At 53.3% G+C, this 16,490-nt stretch carries 15 protein-coding genes; 9 read left to right on the top strand and 6 right to left on the bottom strand.

The genetic code is table 11. The features are described from left to right. Positions 1-36 precede the first annotated feature (36 nt). A complete protein-coding gene (locus tag KGP26_RS09480; protein ID WP_223664561.1) occupies positions 37-1,128 on the top strand; it encodes an IS4 family transposase in 1,092 nt (363 codons plus the stop codon). Between the two features lie 323 nt (positions 1,129-1,451). Here KGP26_RS09480 and KGP26_RS09475 read toward each other — a convergent pair whose 3' ends face one another. Continuing rightward, positions 1,452-1,769, bottom strand: coding sequence for a DUF559 domain-containing protein (locus KGP26_RS09475; protein WP_235050757.1), 318 nt, complete (start codon positions 1,767-1,769; stop codon positions 1,452-1,454). A gap of 276 nt (positions 1,770-2,045) precedes the next feature. Here KGP26_RS09475 and KGP26_RS09470 point away from each other — a divergent pair, with 276 nt between their 5' ends. From KGP26_RS09470 to KGP26_RS09435, 8 genes are all read left to right on the top strand, one after another. Next, on the top strand, positions 2,046-3,119 hold the full coding sequence (locus KGP26_RS09470; protein ID WP_021805054.1) for a sugar ABC transporter substrate-binding protein: 1,074 nt from the start codon (positions 2,046-2,048) through the stop codon (positions 3,117-3,119). 135 nt (positions 3,120-3,254) lie between these two features. After that, positions 3,255-4,478 carry an MFS transporter gene (locus KGP26_RS09465; protein WP_094983328.1) on the top strand — a complete coding sequence of 408 codons (1,224 nt, stop codon included), beginning with the start codon at positions 3,255-3,257 and terminating at the stop codon, positions 4,476-4,478. 139 nt (positions 4,479-4,617) lie between these two features. Next, positions 4,618-5,025 (top strand): CidA/LrgA family protein, encoded by a 408-nt coding sequence (locus tag KGP26_RS09460; protein ID WP_059200306.1) that lies wholly within the window; start codon positions 4,618-4,620, stop codon positions 5,023-5,025. After that, positions 5,022-5,717, top strand: a complete 696-nt coding sequence (locus KGP26_RS09455; RefSeq protein ID WP_021805057.1) for a CidB/LrgB family autolysis modulator — start codon at positions 5,022-5,024, stop codon at positions 5,715-5,717. The genes KGP26_RS09460 and KGP26_RS09455 overlap by 4 nt, the downstream gene beginning before the upstream one ends. Before the next feature lie 137 nt (positions 5,718-5,854). Beyond that, positions 5,855-6,739: a cytidine deaminase gene (gene cdd / locus KGP26_RS09450; RefSeq protein ID WP_021805058.1), complete on the top strand. Its 885-nt coding sequence runs from the start codon at positions 5,855-5,857 to the stop codon at positions 6,737-6,739. 157 nt (positions 6,740-6,896) lie between these two features. Continuing rightward, a complete protein-coding gene (locus KGP26_RS09445) occupies positions 6,897-8,594 on the top strand; it encodes an NAD-dependent malic enzyme (protein WP_021805059.1) in 1,698 nt (565 codons plus the stop codon). 165 nt (positions 8,595-8,759) lie between these two features. After that, entirely contained in the window at positions 8,760-9,515 is a 756-nt protein-coding gene (gene sanA / locus KGP26_RS09440) for an outer membrane permeability protein SanA (protein WP_223665321.1), read from the top strand. 107 nt (positions 9,516-9,622) lie between these two features. Then, complete coding sequence (locus tag KGP26_RS09435) at positions 9,623-10,054, top strand: GNAT family N-acetyltransferase (RefSeq protein WP_218519612.1); 432 nt, start codon at positions 9,623-9,625, stop codon at positions 10,052-10,054. A gap of 133 nt (positions 10,055-10,187) precedes the next feature. Here the strand turns inward: KGP26_RS09435 and mglC are convergent, their stop codons facing one another. The 5 genes from mglC to yeiB all read right to left on the bottom strand — a co-directional run bounded on the left by mglC (position 10,188) and on the right by yeiB (position 16,444). Then, entirely contained in the window at positions 10,188-11,198 is a 1,011-nt protein-coding gene (gene mglC, locus KGP26_RS09430; RefSeq protein WP_021805061.1) for a galactose/methyl galactoside ABC transporter permease MglC, read from the bottom strand. A gap of 11 nt (positions 11,199-11,209) precedes the next feature. Beyond that, positions 11,210-12,718, bottom strand: a complete 1,509-nt coding sequence (gene mglA / locus KGP26_RS09425) for a galactose/methyl galactoside ABC transporter ATP-binding protein MglA (protein WP_094983262.1) — start codon at positions 12,716-12,718, stop codon at positions 11,210-11,212. 127 nt (positions 12,719-12,845) lie between these two features. Continuing rightward, the gene (gene mglB / locus KGP26_RS09420) at positions 12,846-13,838 is read right to left on the bottom strand and encodes a galactose/glucose ABC transporter substrate-binding protein MglB (RefSeq protein ID WP_021180577.1); all 993 of its coding nucleotides are present in this window, start codon (positions 13,836-13,838) and stop codon (positions 12,846-12,848) included. 257 nt (positions 13,839-14,095) lie between these two features. Next, on the bottom strand, positions 14,096-15,133 hold the full coding sequence (galS, locus tag KGP26_RS09415) for an HTH-type transcriptional regulator GalS (protein WP_223665320.1): 1,038 nt from the start codon (positions 15,131-15,133) through the stop codon (positions 14,096-14,098). A gap of 129 nt (positions 15,134-15,262) precedes the next feature. Further along, on the bottom strand, positions 15,263-16,444 hold the full coding sequence (gene yeiB, locus KGP26_RS09410; protein WP_094983263.1) for a DUF418 domain-containing protein YeiB: 1,182 nt from the start codon (positions 16,442-16,444) through the stop codon (positions 15,263-15,265). Positions 16,445-16,490 lie beyond the last annotated feature (46 nt).

Below are 16,490 nucleotides of genomic sequence, written 5' to 3'. Positions count from 1 at the left end.
GGTATCCATTCCTTTCGTATTAAGGGACTTACAGATATGGCCGCTGCACTCTGCAACGGCGCTGACCTGACGCTAACCAGCATCGGCCGCATGCTTCCAGGTAAGGCCCACGTCAAAAATAAAATCAAGCGAGCCGATCGAACCCTCGGTAATACCGCTCTTCATCGCGACCTGCCTCGCATCCAGCAACTGCTTACCGGTGCTATCACATCATTGATGCCGTTCTGCGTTATTGCTGTCGACTGGACTGGATGGCACGACAAAAACTGGCACTTGTTGCGAGCCAGCTTGATCTGTAATGGCCGTTCACTGCCGCTGATGAGCGAAGTCGTGCCTGCCAAACTGGCACAAAACAGTCAGGTACAGTGCGCCTTCCTTGACCGCCTGCACGCGGCCATTCCCGCTGGAAAGTCCGTCACGATAATCACGGATGCAGGCTTCAGAACTGACTGGTTCAGGCATATAAGCCAACTGGGTTGGTTTTTTACGGGCAGGGTCAAAGGTGTTATCTGCTTCCGTCCTGAAGGAAGCAAACACTGGATGAAAGTCAGTGAACTTCAGGCAGAAGCCAGCCCCCGGAAAGTCGGCAATGGTGTGCTTGCGCGTAAACCCAAACTCCCTTGCGGTGGCAGCCTTTATCTGCAAAAGCGTCCATCGGCAGGGCGGCATGGAAAAGGGACTGAGTCAAAAACAGAAAAAGAACATAGAAAAAGCGCGCAGGAACCGTGGCTACTGTTCAGCAACGTGGAAGGTCTGGAGCCCGCTCAGATAATGACACTCTATAGCCGTCGGATGCAGATAGAGCAAAACTTCCGCGATGAAAAGAGTCACCGCTTCGGGTATGGGATGAGGTATGGGCGGAGTCAGGGTAAAGGACGCCTGGAGGTGCTGAGTGTAGTGGCGGCCATGGCGAGCCTGGTGATGTGGCTGACGGGGTATATGGCAGAAAAGAAACAACTCCATCGCCATTATCAGGCCAATACGGTGAAAGACAGGAGAGTCCTGTCATATCTGAGGCTTGCCTGGGAGATATTACGAGACCGCCCCATAATAGTGAGAAGGATAAAAATAGTTAATGCGCTGAAAATATTAGGAAAGGAGTACAGTAATATGGTCATGGGATGTTGACCATATTACTGGGGATCACTCAGCCCACAGGGAGAGGGGACTGATCGAGTTCGTTGATTTTCCTGAGTCATACCCAACCTTTCTTCTTATTCATTTCTTTCCGATCTAGTAATACCTATCGAGTTCGTTGAGTTCTCTGAGTCATACCCAGCCTTTCTTCTTATTCATTTCTTTCCGATCTAGTAATACCTATCGAGTTCGTTGAGTTCTCTGAGTCATACCTGCCTTTCTTCTTATTTATTTCTTCCCGAAGCAGCACGGACTAATTATATGCTCCGGGCAGCCCCCTCGCCCTACGGGAGAGGGTTGGGGTGAGGGGTATCTCAGAAGCTAGAATGAGGGGAAACACGATCCTGCAAATGCCATAAAGTCACCTGTCTCACCCCCTCCCAATTAAGTAAAACCTCATCATTCCAAAAACGAATCACGGTAAAACCTTGCTGCTCTAGAAAATAGGTGCGCTGCTGATCATAAGCCACCTGCCCCGAATGCTGACCACCATCCAGCTCAACAATCAGCTTCGCCTGCCAACACGCGAAATCGGCAAAGAAAGGCCCAACCGGAAATTGCCGTCGGAACTTAAACCCAGCCAAGCGGCGATCGCGCAGCTGCAGCCACAAAGCTTGTTCTGCCTCTGTCATATCAGATCTTAAACGGCGCGCCTTAATCAGCGTGATTGCACTCTTCATCAGCCAAGATTAGCGCCACCAGCACCGTCGATCTCTCGGTTCCTGCCAAAACTGCGCACCCCATCCAAACCAATCGTTATATCACCTGAGAAAAATTCATAAGCCGGCGGATTCCCAATTGCCAGGCATCTGGTTATGATGCTGCATTGAACTAAATAGACGTCTAGACAGAAAGATATCTAAACATCCAATTTTAACGGGAACTCTTCACCTGCTTCGGAGCCAATAATGAAAACGATAAAGACCTCACTGCTCGCCCTCAGCCTGCTGACCAGCCTGCCCCTGCTGGCCGCTGAAGCCACGCTTGCCCCCGTTCCTGACGCTATTGCTCAGCATCAAGGGCAGATCCGTGTGGCGGTGATCCGTAACCTGGGTTCCGATGACAACACCACCCAGTTTTTGGCCGGAGCAATCCAGGAGGGGCGCAAGCTCGGTTTCAAGGTCGATACCTTCCTGAGCAACGGCGATGACGCGCGCTTTCAGGACTTCGTTAACCAGGCCATCAGCCAGAAATATGACGGCATCATTCTTTCTCAAGGCCGCGCGCCCTATTCCACCGATCTGGTCAAGCGCATCGCTGCGGCAGGTATCGCGGTGTCAGCCTTTGATACCGACGTTAGCGGCGAGATCCCCGGCGTCACCGTTTCCCAACAGGATGATGCCTCGCTGGCCAATGAATCCTTCGGCCAACTGATTAAAGACTTCGACGGCAAGGCCAACATTATCAAACTGTGGGTTGCAGGCTTCCCGCCGATGGAGCGCCGCCAGGCCGCTTACCAGCAATTGCTCAAGCAAAACCCGGGCATTCATGAGTTGGAATCAATCGGGGCAGTTTCCTCCGACGTTCAGGGCGATACCGCCAATAAAGTGGGGGCGGTGCTAGCCAAATACCCGAAAGGTAAAATCGATGCCATCTGGGGCACCTGGGATGCCTTCAGCCAGGGAGCCTATAAGGCGCTGCAAGAAAATGGCCGCACCGAGATCAAGCTCTACAGCATCGATATCTCCAACCAGGATCTGCAACTGATGCGCGAAGCCGGTAGCCCGTGGAAGGTCAGCGTCGCGGTAGATACCAAGTTGATCGGAGCCGTCAACCTGCGCCTGATTGCCAACAAGCTGGCGGGCGAGCCAACGCCAGCCACCTATCAGTTTAAAGCCGCCGCCATCCCGCAAGCCTTGCTGGTCAGCCAGACCGGTCCAATCAACGTAGCCTCGCTGGGTAAAATTATTCCAGGCTGGGGCAGCAGTGAAGACTTCATCCAACCCTGGTTTGCCACCCTGCAGGCCAAATCCGGTAAATAATGCTGTTTTACCGAGGGGCTACAGACGTAGCCTCTTTTTTTTAAACAATTTTTCCGTTCGCCCCTTCTCAGCACCACAAAATACGCTACTGTAGTTGCATTGACGTAATAACTGTATGCATCAACAGGTTTGGTTATGAAGGGATTCCCCCCACTGATTAAGATATTGCTGGCAAGTTCGCTGGTGCTGACCATAGGCCGTGGCGTCACGCTGCCCTTTATCACCATTTACCTGACCGAGCACTTCCACCTGCTGCCGAAAAGCGTGGGGATTATCTTGGGCGTCAGCCTGACTATCGGCATCATCAGCAGCTTTTATGGCGGTTATCTGGTCGATCGCTTTAATAAAAATCCGCTGATCCTGCTGGCCATCCTGCTATTTTCGCTGAGCTTTTTTGCTATCCCATGGGTCTCGCACCCCGCTGGCGTTATCCTGGTACTGGCCATCTTACATACCGCCTATGCGGTGCTCAGCATCGCCATCAAGGCCTGCTTTGCCAGTTGGCTGCCGGTAAATCAGCGTATCAAGGCCTTCTCGATCAACTATACGCTGGTGAACGTTGGCTGGGCCGTCGGCTCATCATTGGGCGTGATGGTAGCCGGTTACAGCCCACTGCTGCCGTTCTACCTGTCCGGCGGGTTGGCGTTACTGACTGTGATAACCCTGAGCTTCCGCCTGCGCAGCTATCCATCGCCACCGATGGAAGACACCGGCAACACTCCACCATCGGTTCTCAACTTCCGCCAGACGTTGAATGTGCTACGCGGCGATCGGCGGCTGATTTATTTCACCCTTGGCAGCACGTTAGGCGCGGTGGTATTTGGCCAATTTACCGGCTATCTGTCGCAGTATCTGATCCTCGTTAGCGATGCCGAATTTGCTTACAAAGTGATTGGCGTGGTGATGATCGTCAACGCCTGCATCGTGATCGCCCTGCAGTATCTGCTGAGCCGCGGTATGCGCCAGGACAACATGTTGCGCTGGCTGATGCTGGGCACGCTGTTCTTCGTCCTGGGGCTGATCGGCTTTATGCTGGCAGGGCTTTCGATATGGCTATGGGTGCTGGCCATGGCGATTTTCACCCTGGGGGAAATCATCGTCATTCCGGTTGAATATATGTTTATCGACTTTATCGCCCCGCCGCACCTGAAAGGCAGCTATTACGGCGTACAGAGTCTGAGTAATCTGGGTGGTGCCATCAACCCGGTGATGTGCGGTTTCCTGCTGAGCTATGCGCCACCGCCGGTAATGTTCCTGGTGTTGATCGCCGCCGCGTTGTTCAGCCTGCTGTTCTTCTTCCTCGGCCATCGGTTAGCGGAACAGCAAAAGCCACTAGCCAGCCTGAGCAGCGCGGAATAGCCTGGCCCGCTACACTTAAGGCGGGCCACAATCTTGCCAAAATGGCATGATAGGCATAGCGAGAATTCATGATGCGTTTTGTGGCGTAGCTCACAGTTTAATTGTATGATGAATGCGTCAACATCAACGAGAATGCACTATGGGCAACCTATTTAACCTGTGTTGGAAATATGTCAGGGCGATCGTGCTGATCTACCTCAGCCTGTTCGCCGGTAACGCCATTGCGGCGCTGCTGCCGATCGCCATCCCCGGCAGCATTATCGGGATGTTGATCCTGTTTGCCTTGCTCTCCTCACAAATTTTACCGGCCAAATGGGTCAAGCCTGGCTGCCATCTGTTTATCCGTTATATGGTGCTGCTGTTCGTGCCAATCGGCGTCGGCATCATGAAGTATTACGACCAGATAGTTGACGATCTGGCTCCGCTGATCGTGTCTTGCCTGATCAGTACGCTGCTGGTGTTTGTGGTGGTTGGCTATACTTCACATTACTTCCATCGCGAGCGTCCCATCCTCGGTAAAGCAAAAAATGCGGAGGATGAACAATGATGCAAAATATCTGGTGGTCCTTGCCGCTGACCCTGGTGGTATTTTACGCGGCACGCAAGCTGGCGCAAAAGCTCAACATGCCATTGCTGAACCCATTATTGGTCTCGATGGCGGTGATTATCCCGCTGCTGTTGCTGACCGGCATTCCTTATGAACGCTATTTTCAAGGCAGCAAAATCCTCAACGATCTGCTGCAACCGGCGGTGGTCGCCCTTGCTTTTCCGCTATACGAGCAGATCCATCAGATCCGCGCGCGTTGGAAATCCATCATCACCGTCTGCTTTATTGGCAGCATGACCGCGATGATCAGCGGCGGTGCCATTGCCCTGCTGATGGGGGCCAAACCTGAAATTGCCGCCTCGATCTTGCCAAAGTCGGTGACGACCCCAATAGCCATGGCGGTAGCCGAGTCGATTGGCGGCATCCCGGCCATCAGCGCGGTGTGCGTGATTTTTGTCGGAATTCTGGGGGCGGTTTTCGGCCATTCGCTGCTTGGCCTGTTACGGATCAACACCAATTCATCGCGCGGTTTGGCGATGGGGACCGCCTCGCATGCGTTGGGTACAGCACGCTGCGTAGAAATGGATTACCAACAGGGCGCATTCAGTTCGCTGGCTCTGGTTATCTGCGGGATTATCACTTCGCTGACCGCGCCGTTCGTGTTCCCGATACTGCTGCGGCTGTTTGGTTAACGGCTAAAAACCTGCGATACGTCTCGCATTTATAAGTTTCATTGCAGCTGTTTCATTAAAAAATAGATATTAGTCACATTTTGTTGTGGGCCGGTTGCCTAGAATGTTAACCCGTTAACTTGTAGAGAGACTTCCTTATGCATTCTCGCTTTCACTCCGCCTACAGCGAATTGCCTGCGGCCTTGCAATCCGCCCTGCTGCCCTATTTAGATGCGCCTGATTTCGCAGCCATGTTCAAGGCCGAGCAGATTGCGGCGATCAAGCAACAGTGCGGGTTGGATGACGATGCTCTGGCCTTTGCTCTGCTGCCATTGGCGGCGGCCTGCTCGTTAACGCCGATTTCGCATTTCCACGTTGGGGCGGTGGCGCGTGGCGTCAGCGGCAACTGGTATTTTGGTGGCAACATGGAATTCCGTGGTGCACCTATGCAACAAACCGTGCACGCGGAACAGTGCGCTGTCACGCATGCCTGGCTGCGTGGCGAAGCCAAGCTGGTTGCGGTCACCGTCAACTACTCGCCTTGCGGCCACTGCCGCCAGTTTATGAATGAGCTTAACAGCGGCACCGAGTTGGAGATCCATTTGCCTACACGGGCAACCGCCACTCTGGGTGATTACCTGCCTTACTCCTTCGGCCCGAAAGATCTGCAAATCAGCGAGTTGCTGATGGATCCGGTCGATCACGGCTTCCAACTGACGCTGGATGATGAACTGGCGAAAGCGGCTCTGGATGCCGCCAACCGCAGCCATGCCCCTTACAGCACCGCCCATAGCGGCGTAGCGCTGGAAGCCGAAGACGGCAAGGTTTACGCTGGCCGCTATGCAGAAAACGCCGCGTTCAACCCTAGCCTGCCGCCATTGCAGGCCGCACTGATCCTGATGAATGTCTCCGGTGGTGATTGCCAGAAAGTACGCCGTGCCGTATTGGCCGAAGCGGAAGGCGCAATCCTGACCCAGTGGGATGCCACCCGCGCCACCCTGGCGGCCTTGGGCTGCGAAGACGTCCAACGCGTGACCTTCTGATCCCTCAGGCGGAGCCACCGTGCTCCGCCGCAATCCGGCTAAAAAACCAGCAACAAGCGACAATTCCTCATTATTTACTAACAAATGCTGTACATATTTTGCCGATATCTTAGGATCGGCAGTAATAAAGCTTACCCTAGGCAAAGAGTAGAAACTGATGGAACTGGAATACGAAAGCAAACGCCCTCTCTACATCCCCTACGCTGGCCCCATTCTGTTGGAATTCCCGTTGCTGAACAAAGGCAGCGCCTTTTCCGAAGAAGAACGCAGTAACTTCAACCTGCACGGCCTGCTGCCGGAAGCGATAGAAACCATCGAAGAACAGGTGGAACGTGCTTACCGTCAGTATCAGGATTTCAAGAACGATAACGACAAGCACATCTACCTGCGCAATATCCAGGACACCAACGAAACGCTGTTCTATCGCCTGCTGGATTCGCACCTGAGCGAGATGATGCCCATCATCTATACGCCAACCGTGGGCGAAGCCTGCGAGCATTTCTCTGACATCTATCGCCGCGCACGTGGGCTGTTTATCTCCTACCCGAACCGCGATCGCATCGACGATATGCTGCAAAACGCCACCAAGCAGAACGTTAAGGTGATTGTGGTCACCGACGGGGAACGCATCCTTGGCCTGGGCGACCAGGGCATCGGGGGCATGGGTATTCCAATCGGTAAGCTCTCTCTGTACACCGCCTGTGGCGGCATCAGCCCGGCCTATACCTTGCCGGTGGTGCTGGACGTGGGCACCAACAACCCGCAGCGCCTGAACGATCCGCTCTATATGGGGTGGCGTCATCCACGTATTTCGGGAGACGAATATCACGCCTTTGTGGAAGAGTTCATCCAGGCGGTGAAACGTCGTTGGCCGAACGTGCTGTTGCAGTTTGAAGATTTTGCCCAGAATAACGCCACGCCGCTGCTTAATCGTTATCGTGATGAGCTGTGCTGCTTTAACGACGATATTCAAGGCACCGCCGCCGTGACGCTGGGCAGCCTGATCGCCGCCAGCCGTGCCGCTGGCAGCCAACTGCGCGATCAAACCGTCGCCTTCCTGGGGGCAGGTTCCGCAGGCTGTGGGATTGCCGAACAGATCATCGCCCAGATGAAATCCGAAGGGCTGAGCGAAGAAGAAGCCCGCTCTCGCGTGTTTATGGTTGACCGTTTTGGCCTGCTGACGGATAAGCTGCCGAACCTGCTCGATTTCCAGAGCAAGCTGGTGCAGAAAAGTGCCAATCTGGATCAATGGCAGGTGGAAAGCGATGCGATCTCCCTGCTGGAAGTAGTGCGCAACGCCAAGCCGACCGTGCTGATCGGCGTCTCTGGCCAGCCGGGGCTGTTTACCGAAGAACTGATCCGTGAGATGCACAAGCATTGCCCGCGTCCGATCGTGATGCCGCTGTCCAACCCAACCTCCCGCGTGGAAGCCCGGCCAGAAGATATCATCAACTGGACCGACGGTGCTGCACTGGTCGCCACTGGTAGCCCGTTCTCACCGGTAACCTATAAAGACCAGCTGTTCCCGATTGCCCAGTGCAACAACTCCTATATCTTCCCAGGGATTGGCCTTGGCGTATTGGCTGCTGGGGCAAAACGGGTCACCGATGCCATGCTGATGGCCGCCAGCCGAGCCCTGGCCGACTGTTCTCCGCTGGCTACCGACGGCCACGGCGCACTACTGCCGAATATCGATGATATTCAAGGCGTATCCAAATGCATCGCGATGGAAGTGGGCAAAGCTGCTCAGTTGCAGGGTGTAGCTGTAGTGACGTCGGAAGAGGCGTTGTCTAAAGCCATCGAGCATAACTTCTGGCGTCCGCAGTATCGTATCTACAAGCGTACCTCGTTCTAAGTTCCTCACCGGGCCTGTTAGTCAGGCCCGGTTATCACGCCAAGACCAGATTTTGCTGAAAAATGCAGCGTAACACCTGCGGTAAACGGCTCATTGCTTGCGTCTGCCGGGCAGGTAAAGTAGCCTTGAGTCTTACTTTAGCCCTCGTTCGCGCAAGGCATCAACATGTGGAAACGCCTGATAATTAGCCTGTTCATCATCATTTCGGTGCTGATGCTGTCGGCTATCGCGCTCGATCGCTGGATAAGCTGGAAAACCGCGCCTTATATTTACGAAGAAATGCAAACGCTACCACACCGTCAGGTGGGGGTGGTGCTTGGCACCTCCAAATATTACCGTACCGGAGTGCTTAACCAATATTACCGCTACCGTATTCAAGGGGCGATCAACGCCTATAACAGCGGCAAGGTGAAGTACCTGCTACTGAGCGGCGATAATGCCCAGCAAAGCTACAACGAACCGATGACCATGCGCCGCGACCTGCTGGCCGCTGGCGTTGCGCCTAGCGATATCGTGCTCGACTATGCCGGTTTCCGTACCCTCGACTCCATCGTCCGTACGCGCAAGGTGTTCGATACCAACGACTTCATCATCATCACCCAGCGATTCCACTGCGAGCGCGCCCTATTTATCGCCCTGCATATGGGTATCCAGGCGCAATGCTATGCGGTACCTTCGCCAAAAAATATGATGACGGTGCGTGTGCGTGAGATCTTTGCCCGCCTGGGTGCCCTGACCGATCTGTATATCCTCAAGCGTGAGCCCCGCTTCCTTGGCCCATTAATCCCGATATCTGCGATGCACAAGGTGCCGGAAGATGCACCGGGTTACCCGGCGGTGTCGCCGGAGCAGTTGGTGGAGCTGGAACACAAGCTGGCGGCAGAAAAGCTTAAGGCTCAGGTGAAGGTAAAGACTCCTTAGGTTTGCTCTAATACTTCACCACCCTGTTGCCGACTGTTTGTACAAAATTTGTGACGCCAGAATTGTTTCATGTATCCTACAGTAAAAATATTGTGAGAGGCTTAGTAATGAACCTAGTATTCCGCGAAGCAACATTAGAAGATGCACAGTTACTACTAGACTGGAGAAATGATGAAACAACAAGAGTATCGAGCCATAATATGGGTCTACTCACTTTATCTAGCCATGTTAAATGGTTAAAAGATAGTCTTAACAATAAACACAGGAAAATATTAATTGTTGAGCTTGGTGGTGTTGCTGTCGGTACTGTCCGGAAAGATGAACTTGACAACGGTTTGGTCGAATTATCATGGACAGTATCTCCTGAACACCGCGGTTTAGGCTTAGCAAAAGCAATTGTTTGTAAAGTCTGCCATGAGACTAAGGACAAACTTTATGCAGAGATTAAAGTATCTAATGTTGCCTCTTTGAAATCCGCGAAGGCCGCCGGATTCAGGATTTCTGATGAAATTGACGGCGTTTACCATCTCATTCGTTAAAAAATTTTAATATCAATAAAGTAGCCACTGTTGACTAAAAACGTCGATATTATCGTTTTATTTTTTGATTTAACCCGCGCAGTTAAAAAACGGCCAGCAGATGCTGGCCGTTAACGTAAAACACAAAACAGACTTATTTTTTCTTGGCGTACTTCAGGGAGTCCAGCGCTACCGCAAAGATGATAATGCTACCCTTGATGATGTACTGCCAGTAAGGGTTCACGCCGATATAGGTCAGGCCGTAGTTGATGACGGTAAAGATGATCACCCCGGTCACCACGCCCAGCACCGTACCTACCCCACCGGCGAACGACACCCCACCGACCACACAGGCCGCGATAGCATCCAGTTCATACATAAAGCCGAGGTTGTTGGTGGCGCTACCGATACGGCCTGCCTCCAGTAAACCGCCAAAGGCGTAGAACACCCCGGACAGCGCATAAATCATGATCAGGTTCAGCGGAACGTTGACGCCAGAGACTTTCGCCGCTTCCGGGTTACCACCGATGGCGAAGATATTCTTGCCAAAGCGGGTTTTATTCCACAGCACCCAGACAAAGGCGATCGCAATAATGGCGTAGAAGGTGATATAGGACAGCTTGAAGTCACCGAATCGCAAGAACCCTTGGGCAAAGGTGGAGAATTTCGGATCGAAACCGGCCACCGGTGAAGCCCCCACGTAATCGTAATACAGGGAGTTAATCCCATACACGATGATCATGGTGCCCAACGTAGTGATAAACGGCGTCACGTTGAGATAGGCGATAATCAAGCCGTTGACCAGGCCAATCACCGCGCCCACGGCGCAAACCAGCAAGATCACCAGCGGGATCGACCAGGTTTCCATATGCGGGAACACTTTGTTGACGTTATCCATCGATTGCAGCAGGGTCGCGGCAATTACCGCTGCCAACCCTACCTGACGCCCTGCGGAAAGGTCTGTCCCCTGCGTGACGATCAGCCCGGCCACGCCCAGCGCAATGATAATACGCACCGAGGATTGGGTCAGGATATTACTCAGGTTCATCAGGCTTAAAAAGGTGGGGTCCTGGATAATAATAATCGCCAGTAACACCAACAGGACCAGATAAATGCCACCTTCTTTAAAATAGGTGAACAAGGTTTTTTTATTCAGTGCGCTCATAATTACGATCCTTAAAGATGCAAGGAGGCTAGCCGCAATATTTCATTTTGCGAGGTCTGTTTGGTATTCACAATGCCCGCAACCTGACCATTACTCATCACCAATATTCTGTCGGTAATTCCCAAAAGCTCCGGCATTTCGGAAGAGATTATAATGATCCCCTTGCCCTTCTTCGCCAATTCGGTCATTAACTGGTAAATTTCAAACTTGGCCCCCACGTCGATACCGCGCGTTGGCTCATCCATCATCAGGATTTCCGGCTGTGTCAGTAGCCAGCGGCCAATGATCACCTTTTGCTGATTACCGCCGGAAAGCGAACCGATATTGGTATGGTGGCCCGGCGTTTTCACCCGCATGGCATCGATCACCCATTGGGTGTCGCTTTTCATCCGGTTATTATCCAGCAGGCCCATCTTGTTTTTGTATTGGCGAATATTGGCAATCAACGAGTTAAAGCCAATATTCAGGTAAGCATAAATACCGGTGGAACGACGCTCTTCCGTCACCAGGGCAAAACCGTGGTTGATGGCTTCGTTAGCACTGTTATTGTTGATATTTTTACCGTGCAGCTTGATGGTGCCGGCCACCTTTTCGCGGATGCCAAACAGGGTTTCCACAATGTCGGTGCGCTTGGCGCCCACCAGCCCGGCAATGCCCAGGATCTCTCCCTGATGCAGATCAAAGGAGATATCGCGGATCGAAGGCTGGCGCAAAGAGGTCAGGCCTTTCACCTCTAAAATCACCTCACCCGGCGTATTCTGACGATCGGGGAAACGCTGGCTCAGCGAACGCCCAACCATCATTGAGATAATCTTGTCCATATCCAGCCCTTCCAGCGGCTGGGTGGCGATCCATTGGCCGTCGCGCAGAATGGTGATTTCATCGCATAGCTGGAAGATCTCTTCCATCTTGTGCGAGATATACACGATGCCGCAGCCACGTTCTTTCAGCTTACGGATAATGGTGAACAGATGATTCACCTCTTTCTCGGTCAGAGAAGAGGTTGGCTCATCCATAATCACAATTTTAGCGTTGTAGGAGAACGCCTTGGCAATTTCGATCATCTGCATCTGGGATACCGACAGCGTGCCGACTTTGGCTCGGGGATCGATATCAATATCCAGTTCGTCGAAAATTTCCTTGGTGTCTTTGTACATCTTGTCCTGATCGACAAACAGCCCTTTGGTGGGATAGCGCCCCAGCCACATGTTGTCCATCACGGTACGTTGCAATACCAGGTTCAGTTCCTGATGTACCATCGAAACGCCCTGCTCCAACGCCTCTTTGGAACTTTTGAAATCGACTTCCTGCCCCTGAAACAGAATACTGCCGGAGTCTTTATTATAAATGCCAAACAGACATTTTAATAAGGTGGATTTTCCGGCGCCGTTCTCCCCCATTAGTGCATGAATGGAGTTTGGACGTACGCGTAAATTCACTTTGTCTAATGCCTTTACGCCGGGAAACGACTTACTGATATCCGTCATTTCCAGTAGCCACTCACGAGAGTTTTCGGCCATAAATAGTCCTGGCTAATTCTGGAACCAGCACTCTCCCAAGCTGGCTTGCAGCAGTGGAGAATTAACGGGTTCTTCTAATAAGTTCCCCCGCCTAAATTCCGGCGGGGGCATTTCTCTCTATCTCGGTTTATTTCACAAACTGAGACAGGTTATCTTTATCTACACCCACGTAAGGAATACGTACAATTTTATCGACGATCTTCCATTGGGTGCCGTCAGCAGCAGGTTTGCCCGCGGCCAGGTTCTTCGCCAGATCGAAGGTCGCCTTCGCCTGATTGTCGGCATCGTTCAGCACGGTACCGGCCATCGCCCCGGACTTCACCATTGCCAGTGCTTCTGGCAGGGCATCGACACCAAACACCGGAATGCTGCTCTTGTTATGAGCTTTCAAGGCTTCAACCGCACCCATGGCCATCGCATCGTTGTTAGCGATTACCACTTCGATCTTGTTGGCGTTAGGGCCAGACAGCCAGGCGTCCATCTTGTCTTTAGCCTGAGCGGTATCCCACATCGCGGTGTCCATCTGCAGTTGCTGAGTCTTATCGCCTTTTTCATTCAGCGTTTTGATCACGTAGGTGGTACGCGCTTCTGCGTCCGGGTGGCCTGGTTCACCTTTCAACAGCACATATTGGATCTGACCGTCTTTGTTCAGATCCCAGGCTGGGTTGGCTTTCCAGTGTTTGGCAATCAGCTCGCCCTGGATCACGCCAGACTCTTTAGAGTCGGTACCAACGTAATAGGCTTTGTCGTAGCTATCCAACGCCTTGCGGGAAGGTTCTTTGTTGTAGAACACCACCGGGATATCGTTGGCACGTGCCTTGTCAATCACCACCGGAGCGGCGGCAGGGTCCACCAGGTTGATCGCCAGCGCTTTTACGCCTTTGGCAATCAGTACGTCGATCTGGTCATTCTGCTTGGACTGGTCATTCTGTGAGTCATTCATCAGCAGCGTGACATCCGGAGAGGCCTTGGCATCTTTCTCGATCGCCTTACGCACCACCGACATAAAGTTGTCGTCATATTTATAAATCGTGACGCCAATGCGGGTATCAGCATGCGCAGCTGCGCCAAACATCATGCTTGCGGCCAGCGCGGCCAGGGTGAAAACCTTCTTATTCATTGTCTGTCTCCGGTTTGTAGAGGGTCGTACTCGGTATTAAGCCTTTAGCCACAATGCACACAGTTGGGCGTGGCAGTTTCAAAAGAATTCCTGTCATCCGTGTTGCTTGTTATTCCTGTGATGCTGTGTCAGCGCCAGATTAAAAGCTTGGCTGGCAAGAGCCTTTGCGCTGGAAAACGACTAGAGCATAGACGGCACTATGTTAATAATCTGTGAATTTTCTCACAGATTGAAAACGGTTACACACTATTAAATGTTCAGAGAGTGACCGAAGCCTCACTTTGCCACGGCGCTACAGAATGGCGGCGTACCAGCGTCGGCATAAACAGGTGTGAAGCCTGAGGTTCAAGCTGCCCGGCAGCGCCCTTCAGCGCCAGCTCGGTAGCCAGGGTGGCCATTGAAACGATCGGATAACGGATGGTGGTCAGCTTGGGGCTGGTATAGCGGGCAATGGGGATATCATCAAACCCCACCAGCGAGAAATGCTGCGGCACTGTGATACCGTTTTCTTTCAGTACCGCCATCGCACCGGCTGCCATGGCGTCGTTATAGGCGAATACGGCGCTCAGGTGCAGGTTGCGACCCAGCAGTTCAACCATCGCTGCCTCACCCCCCTGCAGGTCCGGTGAACCATAGGCACGCCAGCTATCCGGTGGGGAAAAACCTGCCGCGGCCATCGCCTGGCTATAGCCTTGCTGGCGCAGCGGGCCGTCTTCGATGGGGTGATCGGAGCCCAGATAACCGATCCGCTGATGCCCCTGCGAGAACAGCAAGCGCATGGCAACTTCTGCGCCAAACACATTGTTCAGGCCAACGCAGCGGTGCTCATAGCCCGTTACAATTCTGTTAATTAACACCATGCCCGGGATCTGATCCATAAAGGCGATCAGTTCCGCGTCACCTAACGCTTTTGCATGAACAATCAAGGCATTGCAGCGTTGACGGATCAACACCTCGATGGCATGGCGCTCTTTGTCCGCCTGATGGTAACTGTTGCCGATCAGCAGGTATTTGTGGTTTTGCTGCGCCACCGTGTCTACCGCTTTCACTAACGCGCCGAAGAACGGATCGGAGACATCCATCACCACCACGCCCAACGTTTCACTGCTCTGGGTAGCCAATGCCTGCGCGTTGGCGTTTGGCCGATAACCCAGTTCCGCCACCGCCTTCAGCACCTGTTCGCGGGTCTCTTTGCTGGTCAGGGCACTGTTGTTCAGCACTCGCGAGACGGTAGCGACGGACACACCCGCACGCTTCGCCACATCGCGAATGGTGGTTGAATGCACAGAATTCATGAAACGTCCCGAGGTCGACAGAGTAGACAGTGGCGCTATCCTACCCCGTTTGTCATCCTCCTCAGCGTGAATTACGTCACAGGAAAGAAAACGTTTACATACAATTTTTTAACCTACCTGCGCCAGATCTCATTTTGTCGGCTGACGTAGACTTTCGCCCGCAGCAAGGGAAGTCAGCTTGCGCCATAGCCATTCCATCGGGCCCTGCGCGAAGTACCGCAGCCACAGTGTGGAAAACAGCAGGTTAGCCAGCCACACCAAGGGAACGACCGCCAATAGCTGCAAACGGTCGAGCTGTTGATAGAGGCCAAAATGAAAGAACAGCGTGCTGCAAATCAGGGTTTGTAGCAGATAATTACTTAGCGCCATCCGCCCAACCTGGGTTAACCAGTGGCTGATACGCAGACGGGAAAGCGTTGGCCAAAAACCGTAGACCAGAGCCAGGTAGCCAATAGCCTGCAGCGGCGAGCCCAACTCACGCGGCACCTGCAGCAAAAAGCCACTCCAGCGATAATCCCAATTCAGCTGCCACTGCAGCAGCACACCGGGCAACTGGATCAGCAATGAAAGCGGTATCAGCCAGGCGGCCTGACGGCGGTAATAAGCAGGCGAATAGCTGTTACGCAGCCAACCGCTGCGCATCATGCCTGCACCAAACAGCATCAGCCCGGCCAGTTGCCAGCCATACTGCGCACCGATGGCTATCAGGCTGGAAGAGAGCAGATCCAGACGGCTGCGCCAGGCTTCCGGTCCGCCTTGCAGCTTCCAGAACTTCTCATACTGCAATTCGGCCACGCTCGGCTGCCAGAAACTGCCCGGCTCACCGTGAGAGATAAACCCTAGCAGCAACAACACCGCCACGCCGATCAGATACAACACCGCCCCTGTTTTCAACAGGGTGAAGGTATTCTGCGCGTCGCGGATCATCCTCCAGCACACCAGGCCGATCAGCCCGTAGGCCAGCAGGATGTCCCCATCCCATAAGAAAATGGCGTGCCCCAAGCCAATCAGGACCAGCCAGGATAACCGGGCACGGATCCAGACTTTGCCCCGCCGTAAAAGCAGTTGCAGACCGGCACCAAACAGCAGCGCGAACATGGCCAGGAACTTGACCTGAGCGAACAGATCCAACAGTGCCCAGGTCCAGACATCGCGTGTGGAGGGCATACCCAGATAGGCGGGGTTGAGATAGGCGGCTTTCGGCAGGCCAAACGCGCTGATATTCAGCAGCAGAATGCCAAGGATGGCGATACCGCGTACGCAGTCCAGCGTAGCAATGCGTGGTAGCCGGGGAGTTTCGTTAGCGTTCATGTTCTTCCGCTGTATTTCTATCAGTAAAAAGGCGCCCACAGGCGCC

Source organism: Serratia sp. JSRIV002 (assembly GCF_019968725.1).
Lineage (GTDB): Bacteria > Pseudomonadota > Gammaproteobacteria > Enterobacterales > Enterobacteriaceae > Chania > Chania fonticola_B.
Note: the sequence above shows the minus strand (reverse complement) of the source record. Positions and strands in the feature narration are given on the sequence as shown.

Bases quoted from the DNA above. Each gene is read 5' to 3' on its own strand.
- KGP26_RS09480 (WP_223664561.1), top strand. From the start codon at position 37: ATGGCCGCTGCACTCTGCAACGGCGCTGACCTGACGCTAACCAGCATC.
- KGP26_RS09475 (WP_235050757.1), bottom strand. From the start codon at position 1,769: ATGACAGAGGCAGAACAAGCTTTGTGGCTGCAGCTGCGCGATCGCCGC.
- KGP26_RS09470 (WP_021805054.1), top strand. From the start codon at position 2,046: ATGAAAACGATAAAGACCTCACTGCTCGCCCTCAGCCTGCTGACCAGC.
- KGP26_RS09465 (WP_094983328.1), top strand. From the start codon at position 3,255: ATGAAGGGATTCCCCCCACTGATTAAGATATTGCTGGCAAGTTCGCTG.
- KGP26_RS09460 (WP_059200306.1), top strand. From the start codon at position 4,618: ATGGGCAACCTATTTAACCTGTGTTGGAAATATGTCAGGGCGATCGTG.
- KGP26_RS09455 (WP_021805057.1), top strand. From the start codon at position 5,022: ATGATGCAAAATATCTGGTGGTCCTTGCCGCTGACCCTGGTGGTATTT.
- cdd (WP_021805058.1), top strand. From the start codon at position 5,855: ATGCATTCTCGCTTTCACTCCGCCTACAGCGAATTGCCTGCGGCCTTG.
- KGP26_RS09445 (WP_021805059.1), top strand. From the start codon at position 6,897: ATGGAACTGGAATACGAAAGCAAACGCCCTCTCTACATCCCCTACGCT.
- sanA (WP_223665321.1), top strand. From the start codon at position 8,760: ATGTGGAAACGCCTGATAATTAGCCTGTTCATCATCATTTCGGTGCTG.
- KGP26_RS09435 (WP_218519612.1), top strand. From the start codon at position 9,623: ATGAACCTAGTATTCCGCGAAGCAACATTAGAAGATGCACAGTTACTA.
- mglC (WP_021805061.1), bottom strand. From the start codon at position 11,198: ATGAGCGCACTGAATAAAAAAACCTTGTTCACCTATTTTAAAGAAGGT.
- mglA (WP_094983262.1), bottom strand. From the start codon at position 12,718: ATGGCCGAAAACTCTCGTGAGTGGCTACTGGAAATGACGGATATCAGT.
- mglB (WP_021180577.1), bottom strand. From the start codon at position 13,838: ATGAATAAGAAGGTTTTCACCCTGGCCGCGCTGGCCGCAAGCATGATG.
- galS (WP_223665320.1), bottom strand. From the start codon at position 15,133: ATGAATTCTGTGCATTCAACCACCATTCGCGATGTGGCGAAGCGTGCG.
- yeiB (WP_094983263.1), bottom strand. From the start codon at position 16,444: ATGAACGCTAACGAAACTCCCCGGCTACCACGCATTGCTACGCTGGAC.